This window comes from Paenarthrobacter sp. TE3676, from assembly GCF_056279165.1.
Genome location: NZ_JBWBQU010000006.1, coordinates 88,686 through 109,538, shown reverse-complemented (window position 1 = coordinate 109,538; position 20,853 = coordinate 88,686). Strand labels below are relative to the sequence as shown.

The window sequence follows — 20,853 nt, the reverse complement described above, 5'->3', positions numbered from 1 at the left end:
TGGCCGGTCGGGGCACAGGTACTAGTCCGCGAGTTGTGTTGAGGTAGACCTTCCATCCGATGCGCGGTGCGATATGGGCTGATGAGGCTCGTTGAGTGGCCGCGTCAAAGTTGTGGAATGTCACCGAGCGCACCGCCTTATATGAATTCAGCCCTGCAATCCACGATCAGGCTTCAGAAGGCTGTCCCGCATACTTGCGTCCACCCCGCGGCTATTCTCCCTCAGCTTTGCTGGCGCGTGAGCTACTCCAGTGCCCTCCATTCGCGTGTAGTCCGGCCTCCTCGGAACCCGTTCAGTTGACAGGCAGAAGGGGGCCTAGCCTGCTAGTTATTGCAGCATGACGCTCAACCCGCCCTAACCGGCTGAGCGGTTCGCCTGATCTCTGATATTGCTGGAGCTAAGCTGGGGAACTGCAGGAGCACGGCGGCAAGGACCATCGTCACTGCTCGCGGAAGGATAGCGAATGGGTCGGCCGACAGTTCAAGACGTTGCCAAGACTGCTGGTGTGTCCGTGGGGACGGTGTCGCGCGTCTTGAACGGGAGTTCGGCCGTTAGCGCGGCGGCCAAGGAGAAGGTCAACGCCGCCATCAAGGAGCTGAGCTACCGTCCCCTTGCCTCAGCACGGGACCTTCGCCGAGACCGAACGATGCGTGTTCTTGCCCTCGCCAAGAACCTCGATTCCCTCGTGATCAGTGAGGTCTTCCGCGGTGTCGGCGACGCGGCGGCGGACTCGGGGTACGTCAGCCTCATCGCCGCAACCGACGGAGACCTCGACCGCGAACAACAGCTTGTGGACATGCTGCGCAACGGTTCAGTGGATGGGCTGGTCATCTTCTCGCCCACGATGCCGGACGACGACGTCAACACCGTCGCCGAGCAACTGAGCGTCATCCAGGTCTGTGAAATCGTCGATGCTGAGGCGGCATTTGGGGTGTCCATCGATGACCGCCAGGCGGCATACGACATCACCAAGCACCTGATCAACACCGGCGCCAAGAAGCTGGCAATGCTCGCCCACAGGGGTGCCCGCTCAGGCCGGCTGCGTGAGGAAGGATTCCGCCAGGCACTCACTGAGGAAGGCCTGAACACGGACCAGATCCTGCTCGGTGAAGGCAACTTCGGGTTCCACGCCGGCCGTGATCTCACGAAGAAACTCCTGGAAACTAAGGACCTTCCGGACGCCGTCTTCTGCGGAACCGACGTGGTCGCCGCCGGCTGCGTCCGGGAACTTACCGACGCAGGCCTAAAGGTTCCGGAGGACATCGCCGTGGCCGGCTTCGATGACTCGGCACAAGCAGAAATGTGCGTCCCGGAACTGACCACGGTCCGCCAACCGGCCTACGAAATGGGCCGAGTCGCCTTCGCTGAACTCCTGGAACGCATGACCGTCGAGGGCTCGCATCGCAAGGGAAGAACCTTCCTCCCGCACGAACTCGTCATCAGGGACTCCACCAAGTAGAGAGGGTTGACAGTCCTTAGTGGTCCCTGTCACACTACTTTGGAATCGATTCCACGGCCGCGAGGCCGATTCTTTTGACCACGCTTGGAATCGATTCCACGAAACACAAGAACCACCGGCAACGAAGCCACCCTCAGCACGCGGGACAGCCAAAACGCGCACTGAACACCGCCGCCACAGACCCCAAAGGAGCCACTTGTGGACTTGAACCGACCTGCCTTCCCGCTCCAGAACAAAGCCCCACGAAACCGCACAGCCCTAGCCGCAACCGCACTAGCAGCAGCCCTCCTCCTCAGCGCGTGCGGCGGGGGAGCCGCGCCCCAAGGTGCCGAGCAAGCGGCAGCTGCCGACCCGGCGTCGGGCGCTAGTGCCAGCGGTGCCGTGAACATCTGCGGCGTCAAGGACGCGAGCGGAATCTACAAGGGCACAGCGGAGGCGTTCACCAAGGCGAACGGCAAGGTCACGGCCAAGTACACGGAGATCGGCGCCACCACGGATGAGGCGCGCACGCAGATTGTGCAGCGGCTCGAGGGCAAGTCCACCGAGTGCGACCTCTTCGTCACAGACGTCATCTGGACCTCCGAGTTCGCCTCCCAGGGCTGGCTGCTGGACCAGACCAAGTTGGTGGAAGCCAACAAGGACCGGCTCATTTCCTCCACTGTGGAAACCACCAAGTACCAGGACAAGTACTGGGGCTCGCCGTTCTTCACCAACGCCGGATTGATCTACTACCAGAAGGACAAGGTAGCCAAACCCGAGTCCTGGCAGCAGCTTTACGCGGAAGCGGCCAAGGCTCCCGGTAACGGCTACGTCTACCAGGGCAAGCAGTACGAGGGCCTCACGGTGAACTTCCTCGAAATGCTCTACAGCGCAGGCGGCGAAGTCCTCAACGACCAGGGCGACGTCAAAATCGACTCCAAGGAAACCCGCGACGTCCTCAACTTCATGAGCGACGGACTCAAGAACGGCTCGGCCGACCGCGCCGTCCTCACCTACAACGAAGACCCCGCCCGCCTCGCCTACGAGTCCGGCGACTTCGGATACCAGCGCAACTGGCCGCACGTGTACCGGCTGCTCAACGCGACACCGCTCGCGTCCAGCTTCGGCGTCGCACCGCTTCCGGCATGGGAAGGCAGCAAGGCCTCCGGCGTGCTCGGCGGCTGGAACCTCGCGATCTCGGCCCACTCCACCAACCAAGCCGGAGCTGTCGCGTTCATCGACTTCGCCACCACCCCGGACTGGCAGAAGCACGTGGCCATGGACTACTCGCAGGCCCCGGTCAACGAAGCTGCCTACTCTGACCCGGCGGTTCTCCAGAAGATGCCGTTCGCCACCGAACTCCTCGCCTCGGTGAAGGGCGCCAAGCCGCGTCCGATCTCCCCGGTCTACCCGCAGATCTCGCAGGCGATCTACAAGAACGTCTACGCAGTCCTCTCTGGCACCGCCTCCACCGAAGAAGCCGTGCAGAAGATGGCCGAGGAAATCACCACCGCTAAGGCGAGCTTCTAGCTATGGCCATCAAAACAATCCCGCCAAGCCGCGGCCAAGCGAAGACAAGCGGCCGCGACCGCGCCGAGCGCAAGCTCGCGTTCCGCATGACCGCCCCGTCGCTGGTGATCATGGCGCTGGTGGCGGCCGTCCCCATCGGCTACGCAATCTGGCTCTCGCTGAACCAGTACAGCGTCCGCACCGCCGGCCTGTCCCGCTTTGTCGGACTGGAGAACTACATCAACGCCCTGGCAAGCCAAGAGTGGTGGGCAGCGTTCGGCCAGACGTTCCTCTTCGCAGGCCTCTCGGTCAGCCTGGAACTCGTCCTCGGCACAGCCATGGCGTTGCTGCTCAACCTCGCGTTCAAGGGCCGCGCCGTCCTGCGCACCGTGGTTTTGCTGCCGTACGCGATCATCACCGTGGTCAGCGCCATCACATGGCAAACGATGTTCCAGCCCAACATGGGCCTGGTCACCAACGTCCTCTCCACCTTGGGGCTGCCGGGCGGCGACGTCGTCTGGCTCGGTGAGCACGGCTACGCGATGGCCGTGATCGTCATGGCCGACGTCTGGAAGACCACCCCGTTCGCGGCGCTCATCATCCTGGCCGGCCTGCAGGTCATCTCCGCCGAAACGTACGAGGCCGCGGAACTCGACGGCGCCAGCAAATGGCAGACCTTCGTCAACATCACCCTGCCGTTGTTGCGCCCGGCGATCGTCCTCGCTGCGATCTTCCGCACCATGGACGCCCTCCGCGTCTTCGACCTCCCGTTCGTCCTCACCCGGGGCGCCAACGGCACCGAGTCGATGTCCATGCTCGCCTACACCCAACTGCGCGAAAACCGGCTGGTGGGCGAGGGCTCGGCGCTGTCCATCCTGACCTTCCTCACCGTCATGGTGGTCTCAGTCATCTACGTCCGCTTCGCTGGCGGCAACATTCGCGACGTCGCGAAGGAGGAACAATGAGCACACTGACTGCAGAACGCCCGACGGCGGAACTCGCCACGCGCCCCAAGGCGCCGAAGCGTCGCTTGCGTGGGGAATCGAAACTGCATCCCTTGGTCTGGGTGTTCGTCATTGCCGTGATGGGTTTCTCGCTCATTCCGTTCTACTGGCTGGTGAACACCTCCCTTAAGAAGGGCGCGAGCCTGTCCCAGGGCGAGCTCTTCCCGAGCCAGCCGACCCTCGAGAACTATCTGGTGGTCTTCCAGAACCCCGAGTTCCTCCTGGCCTTGCGCAACTCGGTGATTATCGCCGTCGTAACTACAACGGTGGCGCTGGTGTTCGCATCCTTCGCCGCGTATGCGCTGGCCAGGCTGAAGATGCGCCGCAAGGCGATGATCCTGACGCTCATCCTCTCGGTCACCACTTTCCCGGCCATCGCCATCGCGGCTCCGATGTTCTCCATCTGGCGCGAAATCGGCCTGTACGACACCTTGCTCGGCCTCATCATTCCGAAGCTGACGTTCGCGTTGCCCCTGGCGATCTACACGCTGACGTCCTTCTTCAAGGAGATCCCGCGTGAACTCGAGGAATCCGCGTATATGGATGGCGCCACACCGTTTGTCGCCTTCCGGAAAGTCATCCTTCCCTTGGCTGTCCCGGGCCTCGCGACGACGGCGATCCTGGTGTTCATCTCGGTCTGGAACGAATTCCTCCTGGCCGTCACGCTGACCACTTCGCCGGAATCCCGCCCCGTCCCCGTGGCGATTGCGTTCTTCAGCGGCGCCAGCGAGTTCGACCAACCCCTCGGCACCATCAGCGCCGCATCGGTGATCATCACCGTGCCGCTCGTGATCCTGGTGCTCGTGTGCCAGAAGCGCATTGTCTCCGGCATGACCGCCGGCGCCGTCAAGGGCTAGTCCTTTTTCAACCCGAACCTAGAAACCCCGAAAGAACAGGAACAACGTGAGCATTCAGCAGCAGGCCCCGTCCGCAACACTCAAGGTAGGAGTTGTGGGCATCGGTTGGGCCGGCCAGCAGCACCTCAAGGCATACAGCAACATTCCCGGCGTCGAAATTCTAGCCGTCGCAGGCATGGAAGCCGAGCTCCTTGCCCAGCTGAAGGAGGAATACAGCATTCCTCATGCCTTCGCCCGCTGGGAAGACATGATCGAGCTTGCAGGACTCGACGCCGTCAGCGTCGCCGTGCCCACGTTCCTGCACGCGCCCATCGCCATTGCGTCGCTTGAGCGGGGACTGCACGTGCTGAGCGAAAAGCCGTTGGCGCGCAATGCCGTCGAGGGTCAACAGATGGTGGACACAGCCCGTAAGGCCGGCCGCGTGCTGGACGTTGCGTTCAACCACCGCCGCCGCGGTGACATTCAGGCGCTGAAGGAAGTGATCGACGCCGGCACGCTGGGTCGCCCGTATTACGCCAAAGCATCGTGGCTCCGCAGGCAGGGCATTCCGATGCTGGGCAGTTGGTTCACCAACCCCGAACTCGCCGGCGGTGGTCCACTGGCTGATATCGGTGTCCACGTGCTGGACTACTCGCTGCACCTCCTCGGCGAGCCGAAAGTCCTGGCCGTCTCTGCGTCCACCCACTCCGAACTTGGCCCGCGCGGTCTCGGCGGCAACGCCCGCTACACAGCCTCCAACTCCAGCCATAAATTTGAAGTGGAAGACTTCGCATCAGCGTTCATCCGGCTGGAGGGCGGCGGTACCTTGATCCTGGAAGCGGGATGGGCAACCTACCGCGACGAGAAGGACCTGATGGACTTCACCGTTTACGGGACCGACGGCGGAGCGGACTTGCGCTCGGTCGGCGCCTCCGAGAACCCGGTCGCGGACGTCCACGTCTTCACCGAGAAGGACGGCGAGAACGCCGACTTCGAGGTGGTGGCCGAACCCGGGCGAGCGCACCAAGCCGTCGTCGACGATTTCATTGCCGCCGTGCGCGGCGGCGAGACCGTGTGGGGAAGCCACGACGGGTCCCTTGCCCTCAGCCGTGCCCTGGTACTCGATGCCTGCTACAAATCCGCCCTCGAACAACGTGAAGTGGTGCTCTGAAATGTCTGATTCGAAATTGAAGATTGTTGTCTGGAACGAGGCCGTGCACGAGGCCCGCAACGAGCCCGCCACCATCGGCGAGATGTACCCCGAAGGGATCCACGGCGCCATAGCCGCTGGACTGCGCGGTTTCTACCCGGACTCGGAAATCTCGACAGCCACTCTGGCGGATCCGGAGCATGGGCTGTCCGAGGAAGTCCTGGAGCAGACGGACGTGCTGCTCTGGTGGGGCCATATTGCGCATGGGGACGTTGCTGATGAAGTAGTTGAACGCGTGCAGCGGCATGTCCTCGGCGGCATGGGATTGGTGGTGCTGCACTCCGGGCACTTCGCCAAGATCTTCACCCGATTGTTGGGGACCACCTGCTCCCTGAAGTGGCGCAACGAAGGTGAGCGCGAGCTCGTGTGGACGGTCAAGCCTTCACACCCGATCGCAGCTGGGATTGAAAGCCCCATTGTTATTCCGAAGCAGGAAATGTACGGCGAACTGTTCGACATTCCCGAGCCCGATGACCTGATCTTCATCAGCTCGTTTACCGGGGGAGAGGTGTTCCGTTCCGGCGTGACGTTCTCGCGCGGCAAGGGCAGGATCTTCTACTTCAGCCCGGGCGACCAGGAATACCCGGTGTACCACCAGCCGCAGATCCAGAAGGTCATCGCCAACGGGGTTGGTTGGGTGGCCCAGCCCGGTGTTTTCCGGGAGGCACCCGAGGTCTCCAACCCTGCACGGGGCTGGTTCGAGGGGGCGTAGGCCTCTTGGGGGTTCCGCCCGCAGGTTCTCTGATTCACACTGGTCTTAGCGGGTTCCGCCGCTGGGCGGCGGAACGGAAACCCTTAGGGGCGGGCCGGAACGAGGAATGCCATGCGGAAAGCGCGCATCGCGGCCGTGCTGACCTGGATCTACGCTGCGGCGTTCGGGATACCTACGATTCCGGTCAGCATCTACCTCCTCCAGAACGGGTACCTGCCCATGTTCATGGACCTGTTCCCGATGTACGCGGGTCCGTGGGACGGTATGGATGCTTGGGCCTTCGTGACACTGCTCATGGCATTCCTGGTCGTGGTCTCGGTGGCGTCGTGGGCTGCTTGGCTCGCTTGGAAGAGGCGCCGGTCCGGGCTGGTTCTCGGGCTGGCTCTCCTGCCTGTGGAGGCGGTGTTCTGGTTGGGGTTCGACCTACCGTTTCCTTGGTTGTTCGGTGTGGCGCGTGGCTTGCTGTACGCCCTGGCCTTGATGTCCTTGCGTCAACGTCCGCAGGGGCGACTGGCTGGTTAGACCCGTGCCCACACGTGTAGAGCGGGCGATGGCGGTCACGCAATGGCAATTCGCTTATGTGTTCCACAATATTTGCGGATTTAGCCAGGCGTTCGTCAGGCACTGTCCTTTAAGCCGCAAGGCGCTTTTGACCGAGGATATGCATTTATTTGAATAGTAAGAGAAGCAGAAACCAAGGATCTCTAATTAGTCATCGATTTGCCTAGAGCCCAGGTCTGTCTGAATGCGCAGCACTCTCTCGGCTGTGGCCGCGGGGCCTTCGCGTGTTCCTAAACTTCTCGTTTAGCTCTGCGACGCGATGATACAGCGCCATCGATTGCAACTGCTGCGGCCGCTACCGCGAGGCCGATGCCAAGCGCTGCCAAGGCGCCATATATTGGCCAGAATATCGCAGATGAAATGAATCCGGCCAGAAAGATGATGATAGTGCAACGCATTCGAATAGTCACTTTCATAGGACGACGCTACCGCGGCAAAATTGCCGGGTAGCGTGCGCCTTGGTGGGCTAGACCGAAGCCGTGACAAACTGCTCGATTCGTTCGAACACTTCCGCTTGGGCCTGTTGGGAGGCCCGCCAATCGTTCGGAATCTGCAATGAGTGGTCGGCTCCCGGCACCTCAAAGAACATTCCTGCACTCTCGGATTTACGTCCGCCGTCCCAGAGCTTGTCCTTCGAACCACCAATAAAGAGGTCGTCCTTTGCAGATGCCCCAATTGCGCTTCTGACGCGCTCATCTGTGAGCAGGGGCGTCAGCCAGATCCCAGGGATGTCAGCTTCCTCGGCCCAAGGAATACACAAAGTGCTGAATGATTTGGCGACAATCAGTCGGTGATCGGTTTCGGGGGAGGCAGCAAAAGCTTGCTTGGCAGCATTGGCCGCAAATTCGTGAGGCGCAGCACCCGGCGAATCGTCAGGAGTCCACCGGACAGCCTGAACATGCCATCCAAGCGAACCCAACATTTCGCCTACCCAGAAAAGGACCGGGCCTTCCACTGGATATCCGGAACCGGGAAGCAAAACGGCCACTTTGTTTGTCTCCGGTTCGTTTGTGGAGGCTTTCGCCCAGGTAAAGGATTCCATATGGCATGGTACTTGCACGCTGCGTGCTCCATATTTGATCGAGCAAAGTCACCACCTAGACAACCCCTGGCCACCACCTAGGGGCATCCAGATCACACCTATTTTCGGCTCATCCACCACCTAGTTCCCCTTTTCCAGCCTGTGGTCTCCCAGCGCGCCCATAGTGTCCTTCTCAGAACGAGCCCCGGCCAACTGCCGGCCGCTCCTGGGAAACACGGACAACTTGTGGGGTTTGGAATTGAAGCTGAGCCAGGAACAGAGCACCGCCGCCGCTGTGGATCAGTGGATCACCGGCATCCCGGGGCGAATCCCGGGCCACGTGATCTTCGTGGAGAACCCCGAACATACCGACTACGCGAAGACGCTGGCGAGCCAAGGCTCCACCATCCTGGTCCTCAACGGCGACAAGGATGATGAAGGCACCGTAAGGGTTTCAGGATCGTTTGACGCCGCCGGGGAGGAACTCCTTGTTGACGGATCCCTGAGCCTGGAGATCCAGGATTACATAGCGATTCCGTTCGTGAACCTTGTGGGCGTGACCATCGTCCGGATCACCACCGACGAGGACTGGCGGGCATTTTTTGACGATGCCCGGGAAGCGTGGACCTCGGGGCACTTCATCCAACAACTCACTGAAGCCAATGCCGTGTTGGCTGAGCGCGCGTTGCTGACAGGGCAAAACAAAGAGGATCACCTCCTTGGAAGGCTCCACATCGCTTGGGATGGAACCGTCCTGAACGGACCTTACGGAACCGTGATCGGCAAGGTGGGTGACGGACTGGCAGACCTTCGCGTGAGGTCCGTTGCCCTGCCTCCGGAATCTGCTGTCTCCTCGGTCTCACCCTCAATACAAATTCGCGACTTACTTGCCGCCTCACCGTGGATTCCCCGCTACTTGGCGGCGCTGGACGCATGGAAGTTCATTCCCCGTGAAGAACGTGCCGGAACTCGCTTGGTCGGCTTCGGAGTCAGCCTGTACGGCTCCGCCCTCAACGATGGTCCACCATCTGCAGGTGCTCCGTTCATCCTCGTAAAGGGAAACCAGCACACGCTTCTGGACACCTCAACGGGCAGGCTCTTCACCATCGGAGCCGATGCCGCTGTCATTGTGGAAGCACTTTCCAACTTCGGGGACCTTGCCAAGGCCGTAAAAGTGGTGGCAGCTGCCATCAACGTGTCACCAGCAGTAGCCGGAGACGCCGTGCAAGCTGTCTTCACACATTTCGAGCAGCTGGGCATCGACGTCATTGGGGTGCGCTGATGACGTCAGTAGTAAGTACAGCTCAGGGGATGCAGCGCCCGCTCTGGGTTCCCCTCACCACTCAGCACGACTTCCCGGAAAGGAGCCACACGGCAGTCAGCGCCCACGGCGTCCACGTCTCGTTTGAAGACGGGCAGCAACGGATCTGTGCCAAGAGCGGCGTCTGGAACACCAACCTGGGCTACGGAAACCCACACATAGAAGCGGCGATCACGGGAGAACTCCGCACGGCTTCCTACCTTCCACTCTTCCGGACGGCTCACAGCAAAGCCATCGAGGCTTCACGAGCTCTTCTCTCACTACCCGCACACAACTTCCAGCGCGTGGTCTTTTCCACTTCTGGAGGAGCGGCGAACGACGCCGTCATGAAGTTGGCACGTCAGTTCTTTGTGCTTAACGGTCAACCCGAACGGAAGCTCATCATCGGGCTGAAGGGCAGCTATCACGGGCTCACTTATGGGAGTCAAGCCCTCAGTGGAGATGAACTCGGACAGTCCGTGTATGGCGTGGACCGACGCAATATTCGCCATATCGCGTTCCAAGATCAAGGCCACGAGCTGGCTCAGCTGATGCAGCGGGAAGGCCACAGGATCGCAGCGGTGATCGTGGAACCGGTTTTGGGTTCGGGCGCAGAAGCAGTGCCGAATGATTTCATAGCCGCGCTGCAACAGCACCGCCAAGACCACGGATTCCTCCTGGTCGCAGACGAGGTTGCCACGGGTTTCGGACGCGTCGGCGGCTGGTTTGCGTCGGACGAGTGGCCACAACAGCCGGATGTCATCGTGACGTCCAAAGGACTGACCAATGGAACCAGCGCATGCGCCGCCCTTCTGATAGCCCAGCGCGTGACCCAACTCTTTGACACAAGCGAGTCCGTGTTTGTCCACGGCGAGACCCAGGCCGGCACACCGCCAACATGCGCCGCCATCCTTGGCACCATCGCCGAAATGACAAGGCTTGATCACAACACCCTGAGCAAACAGGTGGCCGCTGGCCTCAACAAGCTCATAGAAGAACTTCAAGGCACCCGCGGCGTAGGCGACTCAACAGGTCGCGGCTGCATGAGGGGAGTCAAACTCCACAGCAGGAACGGTATGCCGCTCTCCTCCGAAGGTGTCTTGGCAGTGGTGAGGAGTATCCACGAAGCGGGTGCCATCGTCCAGCCCGGTCCGGGCCGAATCCAACTCCTGCCAGCTCTTATTTACACCGAGGAGAACTTCGCTGAACTCCAAACGGCAATAAAGGCAGGCCTTGCTGGGGCCCAAAGCGACGGAGTCTTCGAATGATCGCCGATCACCTCTGGAGGACCCGTTGTGTCATCGTCGACGCCGGAGAGGCGCCCAAGTTCGTCGGCGGACTCACCCGCGGAAGAACGGGCTTGGTGGTGGACAAAGAGCTGCCAGAGCACCGGGATGCGCTGATGGCGGGCGACCTCAAAGGCGTGCCGGTCCTTGAACTGAACGCGGCTCCCGTCACGGTGGGAACTTTGCGGGAGGTAGGCAGCTTCATTCGCGAGAACGGACTTCAGACCGTCGCAGGGCTCGGCGGAGGCTCAGTTTTGGATGCCGTGAAACTCGCCGCACTCTTCACCGCAGACCCCGGCCTGACCATCTTCGCCGAACGTCACGCCAAGCGTTCCGGTTTGCTCGTCCTGCCTCCCATCACAAACCCCAAGGACCGTCCGAAAACCATTCTGATGCCGTCCACCGTGGGGACCGCCGCGGAAGTCAGCGCTGTAGCTTGCCTGGACACCGCCGTCGGCCGCCGCCTGATTGTCTCGCGGCATCTGGCAGGCGACGTGGCAGTGCTCGACGCCGGACACCTCGCCACCCTGCCCAAGCACCTGGTGTTTGAGGGTCTGCTCGAAGCCTTCCTAAGGGTGGCGGGAACCATGATTGGCAGCAAAGAGAGCATCTTCGACGACGACGGCTACGTTCTCATCCAGCGGATAGTCCGGTTAGGGCAGAGGCTGACACGCGAGGATTCGCCCATGCTGCGCCTGGCCGCAGGGCACCTCAGCATGGAGACACACACTGGATGGGCGCTGATAGGTCGCGACCCCTACGGAGCCAAGCACTGGTACCTCGCCAGCGAGCTCGCATACGTCACTGGCGCAAGGAAAATGACCGCCACGGCCTCGGTGATCGGTCCCGTCTGGGAAGAAATCGGCAAGGGCGCCAGCGCTTGGGGCGACGCAGGACGCCTTCAACGGCTCTGGTCCATGGTGGCCGCTGCTGAGCCCTCTGTGGATCCGGACCCCGTGCAGGGCATCAAGGAACTGATGTGGAACTGGGGCATCACCGGGCTTGAGCACATCAGCGAGGAAACGCTGCTGCGAACCACTGATGCAACCATCCGCAACTGGGGCGGGGCGCTTCCCATGCTGCGGGGAATCGATGCTTTCCAGATCCAGCATGTCCTCAACGCGGCAGCTGGCGGACAGCACATCTTGCCAAGCCCAGCGGGCGAACGAACAGCGGCAAGGGAAAGGAGGTGAACACACATGATCAGCAGCAACGCATTTAAGAGCCTGGACCTCACCGTCCAGGAACTGGAGCCGATGGATGTCCCGGACGACTGGGACGAACGAATCAAGGGAATCTCCGCAGGATTGGCCTTGGTAGGGATCGCCGTCGCGATTACCTGATCCAACTCCCGTGCATCAAGGAATTCGCAAGGAAGGGAGGTGAACACATATGCAGAACCAGCTCAACATCTCCATCCAGGAGATCGAGTCATTGGATACGCCGGACTTCAACAACTGGTTTATCGGCGTTACCCAAGGCGTTGCCATAGGCATCATCGCCGTCAGCATCACGTAAGGCGGCAACACCGGGTCCAGTACGCACAAGCCAGGAAAGGAGGAGCCAATGATCGCAAACTCGAACCTTCAGCTATCCATCGAAGAGCTGGAGAACCTCGACACCCCGGATGATACGCCGTGGTACATCCGCGTTGGTGACGTCATCATCATCGCCGGCATCGTCGTCGGAATCGCCGCCACATAGCCGTTGCACGCGGGTGGTGCACATCAATTTTCACCGCCCGCGTGTACCCCGGACCTCCACCAAACTCCCGGAGAGCACACGCTGATGAACAACGAACCTGACAAGACCGCTGATGCCATCCTTCGCATCTTGGGCCACCTGGATCCGCCGGAGGATATGTACAGTGCGTCAGGGTCCCGTCTTTACGATCAAATCACGGCCAATGACCTCACTGAACTCCCCGAGATCCTCGCCGCGGCGCGCAAGACCGCTGGGCCAATCCTGGAGCTGGCCGCCGGTTCCGGCCGGATCACCCGCGCGCTCCTTGCCCTCGGGCGTCCGCTGACCGCCGTCGATTCTTCGGTGGCAATGTTGGCGATGCTGCAGGACAAGGCAGAAGACCGCACCTTCAACCCCCGCAGTGTGCCGGTTGAGTTGGTGGAGGCGGACATGTCCAGCTTCGAGGTAGGAGGCGAGTTTGGTTGCGTGGTGCTCGGCGCGAGTTCCATCACCCTCCTTGACCCGCGCGGACGGCGGGAACTGTTCCGCAGGGTGGGGGATTCATTGGCACCTGACGGCCGGTTCCTGCTGACAGTCCTGAATGCCGACGGTACGGCGGGGTCGGAACATCACGACGGCGGCTCAACAGTTTCGCCGTTGGGGGAAGATTCCTTCCTGATCACGGTCGAAAGCCGGGATATCGCCAATGGCGCACGGCACGTGACCATGATCCACGTGGGCTTCGATGAAGGCGGTACGTACAGATCCTCCGCCTATTCCAGCCGTATCGCCTTTGTCAGCAACAGTCTTATCGAGGAAGAAATCCTTGCTGAAGGCCTCACTATCGTGGAACGTCGCCCAGTCCGGATTGCCACCCGTACTCCAGGGCTGAACGACATCGAGCTATGGGTGTGCAGCAAATGAGCATCGACGCTGCACGCACCCTTGACCCTGCTCTGGGGCTGGTATCCGAGGCATCCATATACCTGCCGAATGAGGTGGGCCTCTGGCGGACGGTGGGGCTGCTGGCCAACGCCGGCACGGGCGGAAGCGGGTTCGCATCCGCCGTCGGTGCCTTTGACGTCAACAGACGGGCCTCCATAACGCGAGGGGCCGGAGAAGCTGTTGAACGTTTTGCGCTGGTCCCGGCGGACATTGACTCCGATTACTTTTTGATGGCACACCTCCAAGGTACAGACACCGCCAGTCAACGGATTGACTACGTGACGCCAGGCTTGGGAATGGCCTCGGCGCTCGCCTATGAGCTGCCCTGGTACGCGGCAACGGACCTGCTGACAGGGAAGGAAGCCTGCGTACCGGCACCTGTAGTGGATTACGGCGGCGGCATCCTGAACCCGTGGGACGCCTTCTTTGATCCCTCACCAAACGGTGCCGCATCGGGACCATCCGGGGCTTTCGCCAAGGCCTCCGGTGTTGCCGAAGTGATTGAGCGTGACGCGTTTCTTGTTGCCTGGCGGACGCATACGGCGCTGCAGCTATTCCATGACGGCGGGATTCCGGATCCATTGCGCGGGACCCAGGAAACTCAGCGCCTCTTGGGGCTCCTCTACGCTGCCCATGCCCGCGGCATCTCGCCCACCCTGGCCTTTGTCCCGTCCGACGAGGGGCTGCTGCACACAGCCGTTTGCATCATCATCGGTAAATCTGACGACGGCGGTGCCCACCAGCGGCAGTTTGGGGCCGTGGGTATCAAAGCAGCCTCGGATCCCATGGCAGCACTGAGGGGAGCGCTTCAAGAGGGCCTGCAAATTCGCGAGCTCTTCCTTGCCCGCACGCCTTCCGTCACGCCGGCGCTAGAGGTTACTGATGACGAATCCCGGGCCGATTACTGGACTCGCTCAGAGTCCATTGCCGAACTTTCCGAATGGGCTCGGTCCTTCGGGGCTTCAGAATTTCCAAGGGTAAAAGCGGCAGCCGATGTAGACGCACTGGTGAAATGGCTGGACAGCAGAGGCATCAAAACTTATTGGGTCAGCCTCACCCACAGGCTGCCTCCAGCCATCCGCGAGCTGGGATGGGTGACGGGCAAAGCGGTTTGCCCAGGCGCCATTCCCTTGACCATGGACGAAACCAAGGGGCTGGCCCGGATGCCGGGTGGTTCGTCCACGACACCCCATCCGTTGATATGAGGGCTTTTAGAAGGGACTCTTCTGAAGCCGCGCCCGGAGTGGAATGGCCCGTAAAGCTGGCGTCCTCGGCATCCATTGATGCTCCTCTGCAAGCTGGTGCGCCTTGGATCGTTGCCATGGCCAGTGTCCCCAAAGCGCGTGTTTCCGCCGATGTGGCCGCTGTCCTAAACGCGCTGGATGGGGTCCGGAACCCTGCGCAGGTGGCTCAGTACCTTGGGATTCCCTGGACTGCCGCCGACGTCATGGGAATTGTCCGGCAGCTGGCCAAGACAGGAATTTTCGACGCCGGTAAGCAGCCGAGCGGGAGTGGAAGGATCCAGTTCAGGCCACCCCTGACTGTTCAATTCACCTTGTTCAACCCAGCACCCCTGCTGGAGTCCATCCGCCCGCTAATGACGACCGTGTCCGGACCGAAGGCGGTGGCGGCTGCTGTGCTGCTCCTGCTCGGCGGCGTGGCAGGTGTCTTCATTGCTGGACCCAGCATCGGCCGCGTCTTATCAACGCCACTTCCGTTGGAGGCCTATCTGTTTGTAGCGATGGCCATGTTCGCTTCCACGCTGCTCCATGAATTCGGGCACGGGCTGGCGCTCACTTGTTGCGGCGGCACTCCCAGACGTATCGGGATCATGCTGTTCTACCTGTCGCCTGCCTTCTTTTGCGATGTAACCGATGGATGGAGGTTGGGCTCACGGAAGCTGCGTGTATTCGTGGCGCTGGCAGGTCCATTGGTTCATTTAGGACTCGGAAGCTTCGCCCTGTCCATCCATGGCTTCCTCCCGGTGTCATGGCTGCAGGATGCAGTTCTCCTCTACGGGATCATTTGCTACGCGGTGGCCATTCTGAACTTGTTTCCGTTCATCAAATTGGATGGCTATGTCGCTTTGATGTCAGCCGTGGACGTTCCGCATCTGCGGAACAAGTCCTTGAGCGTCACGGGGGATTTTGTGAGTTCACACGTGCTGGGTTCGCTGGCCAAATACCGAAGCTACGGTTGGCTGGCTTGCTTCGGGCTTGCGAGTTTCATCTCCGGCATCGGGTTCATGGTGATTGGGTACCAGCGGCTTGCCCCTGTCTTCCTCCAACTGGGGATTGCAGGGCACATAGTTGTCGCGGCGGTCCTGTGCCTGCTGCTGACGATGGCGGGAAGGTCTATCGTCCGGTTCTTCAGTACTGCTGCCGCGAACGGAAGTCCGCTGTGGCGGCGAGTGCTCGCAGCGCTCCTGGGAACACTGGCAATCACACTCCTGACGGCTTTCATCCCGGTGAAAGCGGTGACGGTGGCCGGTTACACGTATTCGGACGGTGCGCTGCACATCGTGATGCCTCCCGAAGCCGCCGGCAGGACGTTGCGGCCGGGAGATGAAGTTGTACTTCAGTCGCAGGGAATGATCTTCCACGAAAAGCTGGGTAGTGCCACGATCGGTGACCAACCGCCGTCGGGATCCTTGGCACCGCTGGACACAATCGTTCCCATCGCTTTGGCAGGCAACAGCCTGCCCGTGCTTGCCTACCCAAGCCACCTCACCGGGGAGTCCAAGCTTGCTGCCGCGGAACGTCTTCCCGGATCCGGACGGGCCGAAGTGATCAGCCCACGCCACATGGGCCTAGGGGAGTGGCTGTGGGATTCCGTGACCCATTCGATGCTGTGGCCCGGCCGAAACGCGGATGCCAGTGACCACTCCAAGACTGAGGATTCCATGAAAGGGCACTCATGACAGTCACTGCCAGCTTTGAGCAGTTCAGTAAGAAGAGGGGCGGGCGGTTCGCGGTCCAAGAATTGACCTTCGATGTGGAGGCCGGCCGGGTAGTGGGCCTTCTAGGACCCAATGGCGCAGGCAAGAGCACAGCACTCGCAGGCTTGACCGGTCTGGTGGAACCCACCTCTGGACGGGCAACAGTCTTTGGAACCGACTACCGATCGCTGCGGCGGCCCGCCACCAAAGTAGGAGTGAATTTGGACGGAATGGACATAGAACCCGGGCTGACAGGACTCCGGCACCTTCAGATCTGCCAGCTTGCTGCCGGCGCTGAGCGTCAGGACGTGGATCAGATTCTTGAGCAGGTTGACCTTGCTGCAGAGGGCAAGAAGAAGGTCCGCGACTACTCGCTGGGCATGCGGCAGAGGCTGGGGATCGCGTCCGCACTGATAGGCAGACCCCAGTTGCTGGTGCTGGACGAGCCCGCCAACGGCTTGGATCCGGAGGGCATCCAGTGGTTGCGCCGCTTCCTCAGGGACTTCGCCGCTTCCGGCGGCAGTGCGTTGGTCTCGAGCCATCAGCTGATGGAACTGGAACAGGTTGCCGACGAAGTGGTGATCCTCAAGCAAAGGACGCTTTTCCGGGGAACGCTGAAGGAGGCCAAAGCTCTGGGTGGCGGAAGCCTGGAATCTGCCTACTTCAAGATTTTGGATCGAGCCCGATGACCAGGGATGTTGTGGCCACCAAGGACCGTGTGGCTTGGCTGCCCACCGGACTTCGATCGGAGCTACTGCGGTATTTCAGCGGGTATTCCGTGGTAGGTATTCTGGCGTTCAGTGCCCTGGTGCCTTGGTTCGTTGCCAACTTCCTTGGATGGCCGGGCAATTCAGGGGAGCTTTCGGCCGCCCAGAATGTCCAGGTGTTCTGGGCCCTGGCCGCAAGCATTGCTCCAGTGGCCACGTTTGCCGGGAGTTATCTTGTGACCCGGGAGTCCTACTACGGCACGCTTCGGCGAAGCATCGTAACGACCGGACTGCGGCAAGTGCTGCGGGCCAAGTACGTGGCCGCGCTGGTCATCGGCCTTGCCACTGCCATCACAGGAGTGGTGGTGTGGGGTGGAAGCGTGGCGTTGTCGCTCCCGCCAGAAGTGCGGGGAGCCCTTTTGTCTGCGGAGTCGTGGCGGGAACTGCCCGGCGTGGTGATGGCCTCGGCGCTGGGATCTATTTGGGGGTGTTCGCTCGGCTGGATCATCCGGCATTACTACGCGACGACGATCCTCACGTTACTGATCCCACTCGCCGTTGAGTTGCCCTTGTTGCTGAGCAGCTCGGAGGTTGCCCGCTGGCTTCCATCAGGCGCCTTGGCCGGAATCGCGTCACTGCCCTTTGAAGGGTTACTCGAGCCCGTGCCGGCGTTCCTGGTGTCCTGCGGGTGGCTGACTGTGGCGGGTGCCGGGGCCGTGTGGACGGTCAAGGGGCGGGAGTTCTAGATGCTCAACCTGGTGCCCGCTTTCTGCTCTGATCTTCAGCGGCCATGGCTGTGGAAGGGCTCGGCCTTGGGGGCTTTGTTGGTATTGGGGCTTCTAGGGTTGCTCATTGTCGCTGCCAGCCTTGAGTCCCAAGCACCAACGCCGGGGTTGGACCGCGTTCTGCGTAAAACCGGGCTCTCCCTCATGCTCACCGGGGCCTCCATTGTGGGTGCATTCTCATTCACCGCGGACTACCGCTCCGGTAGCTTCAACAGGAGGGTTTTACTGTTTCAGCGGGGCCCTGCATTTACCGGCCGGGCTGCAACAACCACCTTGGCAGCCCTCATCAGCGGCGCACTGGTGGGGACTGCCTTCGGCTTGTTCGGAGTATTTGCGGACGGTGCATGGCATCTCAACCCGGTTACCGTTCTGGGCTTCTGTGTGACTTCCGGCATGGGGTCGTTATGGGGCTTCGCCCTGGGATCCCTCATCCGCAACCACTTGGTGAGCCTCTTCGTTGTGCCTCTCAGCTTGGCACTCCCGGAACTCCTGCCCCCGTCGCTGGGGGAGACCGGGCGGCTCATCTTTCCAACCCTCGCCGCCAACTGGGCGGAGAACGTGGCTGTCAACATACCCGCGTTCGCATCTTTCGCCGGGGCCCTTTGCTGGCTTGTAGTGGTATCAGCGGCAGCCAGCTGGGTGTTTCTCAGGCGAGACCTGGCCTGACACTCCAATCAAAAAAATTAAGGAACACATAGTGAATACCAAACCGTTGGTCTGGCTCCTCCTGGCCCTCACGCTCGCTGCCTACGCTGTCTCCATCTTCATCTCGAACCGCGGTGAATCAGTGTGGTCAACCGTTTCGGGAGTCATCATGGTGGTCGCAGCACTCGTTATGTTCTGGCGATATCTTCAGGGACGCAGAGCGGGCCAAAACGAACAGTGACTCGCTTGCCGCGGAATAGCTGGTCCGCGGCAAGCGAGCCCGTAGTTACTTGCCCGGTTTTGCTGGTTTGACCACCATCGCTGATCCACCACCCCGGCGGTCAGGTTCGGCAGCAGCTGTCAGCGATCCATCCGGGTTGAACTCGATGGCTGTGGCCGCGCCGATTTCGGCCGCTGACGTAAAGGCATCGCCAGCCGGAACCAGATCATGCCCCAACGATTTCAAACCTGGACCGTAGGCCTCAATGAAGGCGGGCTCGGAGGTGACTGTGAGGCCATTCCGGGGTGACGTCCGCGGAGCTGCGAGAGCTTCGGAGACGTCCATTCCCAGGTCAATGCGGTTCAAAATTGTTTGCAGCACGGTAGTAATAATGGTCGAACCGCCGGGGGAGCCGAGAGCCAGGAACGGATCGCCATCCTTCAAAACGATGGTCGGCGACATCGACGACCGGGGACGCTTACCAGGTTGAATCCGGTTCGGATCAGTCTCGCTGTAGACGGTGCTGAAATCGGTCAGCTCGTTGTTCAGCAGGAAGCCACGGCCCGGCACAACGATTCCCGAACCACCGGTCTGCTCAATCGTGAGCGTGTACTCCACAACGTTGCCCCACTTGTCGGCGACAGTCAGGTTCGTCGTGGAGATATTCTCTGTATCCGTTTCATTGGCGAGCGGTGCAACGGCAGCCGGGCAGGCGCCGTCGTAATCTTCCACGTTCCCCGGTGCGAAAGGCTCGGGGGCGGCCGCCGTCGGATTGATATTGCAGGAGCGTTCCTTAGCGAAGACGTCGTCCAGCAGCTTCTCGGTGGGGACATTCACGAAGGCCGGATCGCCAACGTAGGCGCCACGATCCGCGAATGCCAGGGAGCTCGCTTCAAGGTAATGGTGCAGGGCGTTGACGGGCTCCATTACCTTGAGGTCGTAGTTCTCCAGAATGTTCAGCGCCTCACCTACGGTGGTGCCGCCGCTACTGGAAGGAGCCATGCCGTAGACCTCGTAGCCGCGGTACTCCACCTTGGTGGGATCCTGATCCAGCACCTTGTAGTCGGCCAGGTCCTGTGTGGTCATGAAACCGACGGGAACTGGGAGGTCAGTGTCGCCCGACTTCGGCGGAGTCTTTACCGTGTTGACGATTTCCTCCGCGAGCGGACCGCCGTAGAAGGCGTCAATGCCTTCGTTGGCGATCAGGCGATACGTCGCCGCAAGGTGGTGGTTCTTGAAGACACTTCCGACGGCGGGAGCGTCACCGCCGGGAAGGAACAGATCCTGCGTGGACGTGAAGGTGTCGAAGCGGACCTCGTTGTCCAGGGTTTGCTGCCGGAAGGTCTCGTCCACCACGAAGCCGCGGTTGGCTACCTTGATGGCTGGCTTCAGTGCCTCACCCAAATCCAACGTCCCCCAACGTTCCAGGGCCCGCTCCCATGTTGCAGGTGTGCCCGGGACGCCCACGGAGACGCCGCTGGTGACGAGTTCCGGGGTGAATCTGTAGGGTTTGCCGGTAGCGGGGTCGATGAACGCGTCGGTCGGTATGCCCGCCGGAGCGGTTTCTCGGCCGTCAATGGTTCCAACTTGCTTGGTCTTAGCATCATAGAAAACGAAATAACCGCCGCCACCGATGCCTGCGCTGTAGGGCTCGGTAACTCCAAGGGTTGCTGCCGCGGCGACAGCGGCGTCGGCAGCATTCCCACCCTTTCTCAGTACTTCGATGGCGGCTGCGGAAGCTTCGGGATCGACGGTGCTCACCGCACCGCCGTAGCCCGTGGCCGTCGGGTTTTTCTCGGTTTCGCGGGGATCGGCGAAGGCCGGACTGGCCATTGCGCCGCTCGTCGCGGTTAGTGCCAAGGCTGCCGTGACAGCAGCCAGTTGACGTCTCACATGTGTCATGGTGTCTCCCAGAGTTGTTCCAGACGATGATGTGGGTGGACGGTCCGGTCACCCTATCGCGGGGTTAGGCGGGGAACAACGGTTGAAATCTGGAGCAGAATCGGCATAAAGCGGGCCGTCACCACCAACTTTGAGGGGCCGTGGCGCCGCG

Annotated in this window: 22 protein-coding genes; 20 read left to right on the top strand and 2 right to left on the bottom strand. The window is 61.2% G+C overall.

Going from position 1 to position 20,853, the window contains the following annotated elements; genetic code table 11:
- Positions 1-463 precede the first annotated feature (463 nt).
- The 7 genes from ACZ881_RS15205 (at position 464) to ACZ881_RS15175 (ending at position 7,231) form a co-directional block, all read left to right on the top strand.
- Positions 464-1,459 carry a LacI family DNA-binding transcriptional regulator gene (locus tag ACZ881_RS15205; RefSeq protein WP_476116660.1) on the top strand — a complete coding sequence of 332 codons (996 nt, stop codon included), beginning with the start codon at positions 464-466 and terminating at the stop codon, positions 1,457-1,459.
- 198 nt (positions 1,460-1,657) lie between these two features.
- The gene (locus ACZ881_RS15200; RefSeq protein ID WP_476116658.1) at positions 1,658-2,968 is read left to right on the top strand and encodes an ABC transporter substrate-binding protein; all 1,311 of its coding nucleotides are present in this window, start codon (positions 1,658-1,660) and stop codon (positions 2,966-2,968) included.
- 2 nt (positions 2,969-2,970) lie between these two features.
- Positions 2,971-3,912, top strand: coding sequence for a carbohydrate ABC transporter permease (locus tag ACZ881_RS15195; RefSeq protein WP_476116656.1), 942 nt, complete (start codon positions 2,971-2,973; stop codon positions 3,910-3,912).
- A complete protein-coding gene (locus ACZ881_RS15190) occupies positions 3,909-4,808 on the top strand; it encodes a carbohydrate ABC transporter permease (RefSeq protein WP_476116654.1) in 900 nt (299 codons plus the stop codon). The genes ACZ881_RS15195 and ACZ881_RS15190 overlap by 4 nt, the downstream gene beginning before the upstream one ends.
- 46 nt (positions 4,809-4,854) lie before the next feature.
- Entirely contained in the window at positions 4,855-5,958 is a 1,104-nt protein-coding gene (locus ACZ881_RS15185) for a Gfo/Idh/MocA family protein (protein ID WP_476116652.1), read from the top strand.
- A 1-nt stretch (position 5,959) separates the two neighbouring features.
- A complete protein-coding gene (locus tag ACZ881_RS15180; protein WP_476116651.1) occupies positions 5,960-6,709 on the top strand; it encodes a ThuA domain-containing protein in 750 nt (249 codons plus the stop codon).
- 111 nt (positions 6,710-6,820) lie between these two features.
- Positions 6,821-7,231: a hypothetical protein gene (locus ACZ881_RS15175; protein WP_476116649.1), complete on the top strand. Its 411-nt coding sequence runs from the start codon at positions 6,821-6,823 to the stop codon at positions 7,229-7,231.
- Positions 7,232-7,736: 505 nt separating this feature from the next.
- Here ACZ881_RS15175 and ACZ881_RS15170 read toward each other — a convergent pair.
- Positions 7,737-8,312 carry a hypothetical protein gene (locus ACZ881_RS15170; RefSeq protein WP_476116647.1) on the bottom strand — a complete coding sequence of 192 codons (576 nt, stop codon included), beginning with the start codon at positions 8,310-8,312 and terminating at the stop codon, positions 7,737-7,739.
- A gap of 163 nt (positions 8,313-8,475) precedes the next feature.
- Here ACZ881_RS15170 and mpaB point away from each other — a divergent pair, with 163 nt between their 5' ends.
- The 13 genes from mpaB (at position 8,476) to ACZ881_RS15105 (ending at position 18,821) form a co-directional block, all read left to right on the top strand.
- Positions 8,476-9,573 (top strand): daptide biosynthesis RiPP recognition protein, encoded by a 1,098-nt coding sequence (gene mpaB / locus ACZ881_RS15165; protein ID WP_476116645.1) that lies wholly within the window; start codon positions 8,476-8,478, stop codon positions 9,571-9,573.
- Positions 9,573-10,859 carry a daptide-type RiPP biosynthesis aminotransferase gene (gene mpaD / locus ACZ881_RS15160; RefSeq protein WP_476116643.1) on the top strand — a complete coding sequence of 429 codons (1,287 nt, stop codon included), beginning with the start codon at positions 9,573-9,575 and terminating at the stop codon, positions 10,857-10,859. The genes mpaB and mpaD overlap by 1 nt, the downstream gene beginning before the upstream one ends.
- Positions 10,856-12,070, top strand: coding sequence for a daptide-type RiPP biosynthesis dehydogenase (gene mpaC, locus ACZ881_RS15155; protein ID WP_476116641.1), 1,215 nt, complete (start codon positions 10,856-10,858; stop codon positions 12,068-12,070). Before mpaD ends, mpaC begins: the two co-directional genes overlap by 4 nt.
- A 6-nt stretch (positions 12,071-12,076) precedes the next feature.
- Positions 12,077-12,220 carry a daptide-type RiPP gene (locus ACZ881_RS15150; protein WP_178994092.1) on the top strand — a complete coding sequence of 48 codons (144 nt, stop codon included), beginning with the start codon at positions 12,077-12,079 and terminating at the stop codon, positions 12,218-12,220.
- A 49-nt stretch (positions 12,221-12,269) separates the two neighbouring features.
- Complete coding sequence (locus ACZ881_RS15145) at positions 12,270-12,395, top strand: daptide-type RiPP (RefSeq protein WP_256870618.1); 126 nt, start codon at positions 12,270-12,272, stop codon at positions 12,393-12,395.
- 48 nt (positions 12,396-12,443) lie between these two features.
- The gene (locus tag ACZ881_RS15140; RefSeq protein WP_166660325.1) at positions 12,444-12,581 is read left to right on the top strand and encodes a daptide-type RiPP; all 138 of its coding nucleotides are present in this window, start codon (positions 12,444-12,446) and stop codon (positions 12,579-12,581) included.
- 84 nt (positions 12,582-12,665) lie between these two features.
- Positions 12,666-13,484, top strand: coding sequence for a daptide-type RiPP biosynthesis methyltransferase (mpaM, locus tag ACZ881_RS15135; RefSeq protein WP_476116638.1), 819 nt, complete (start codon positions 12,666-12,668; stop codon positions 13,482-13,484).
- Positions 13,481-14,710: a YcaO-like family protein gene (locus ACZ881_RS15130; RefSeq protein ID WP_476116637.1), complete on the top strand. Its 1,230-nt coding sequence runs from the start codon at positions 13,481-13,483 to the stop codon at positions 14,708-14,710. The genes mpaM and ACZ881_RS15130 overlap by 4 nt, the downstream gene beginning before the upstream one ends.
- Positions 14,707-16,425: a daptide biosynthesis intramembrane metalloprotease gene (gene mpaP / locus ACZ881_RS15125; protein ID WP_476116635.1), complete on the top strand. Its 1,719-nt coding sequence runs from the start codon at positions 14,707-14,709 to the stop codon at positions 16,423-16,425. Before ACZ881_RS15130 ends, mpaP begins: the two co-directional genes overlap by 4 nt.
- The gene (locus ACZ881_RS15120) at positions 16,422-17,132 is read left to right on the top strand and encodes an ABC transporter ATP-binding protein (protein WP_476116633.1); all 711 of its coding nucleotides are present in this window, start codon (positions 16,422-16,424) and stop codon (positions 17,130-17,132) included. The genes mpaP and ACZ881_RS15120 overlap by 4 nt, the downstream gene beginning before the upstream one ends.
- Positions 17,129-17,896: a hypothetical protein gene (locus ACZ881_RS15115; RefSeq protein ID WP_476116631.1), complete on the top strand. Its 768-nt coding sequence runs from the start codon at positions 17,129-17,131 to the stop codon at positions 17,894-17,896. Before ACZ881_RS15120 ends, ACZ881_RS15115 begins: the two co-directional genes overlap by 4 nt.
- Entirely contained in the window at positions 17,897-18,601 is a 705-nt protein-coding gene (locus ACZ881_RS15110; RefSeq protein ID WP_476116629.1) for a hypothetical protein, read from the top strand.
- Positions 18,602-18,632: 31 nt separating this feature from the next.
- The gene (locus ACZ881_RS15105) at positions 18,633-18,821 is read left to right on the top strand and encodes a hypothetical protein (protein WP_091470216.1); all 189 of its coding nucleotides are present in this window, start codon (positions 18,633-18,635) and stop codon (positions 18,819-18,821) included.
- A gap of 45 nt (positions 18,822-18,866) precedes the next feature.
- Here the strand turns inward: ACZ881_RS15105 and ggt are convergent, their stop codons facing one another.
- Positions 18,867-20,702: a gamma-glutamyltransferase gene (ggt, locus tag ACZ881_RS15100; RefSeq protein ID WP_476116627.1), complete on the bottom strand. Its 1,836-nt coding sequence runs from the start codon at positions 20,700-20,702 to the stop codon at positions 18,867-18,869.
- Between the last annotated feature and the right edge of the window lie 151 nt (positions 20,703-20,853).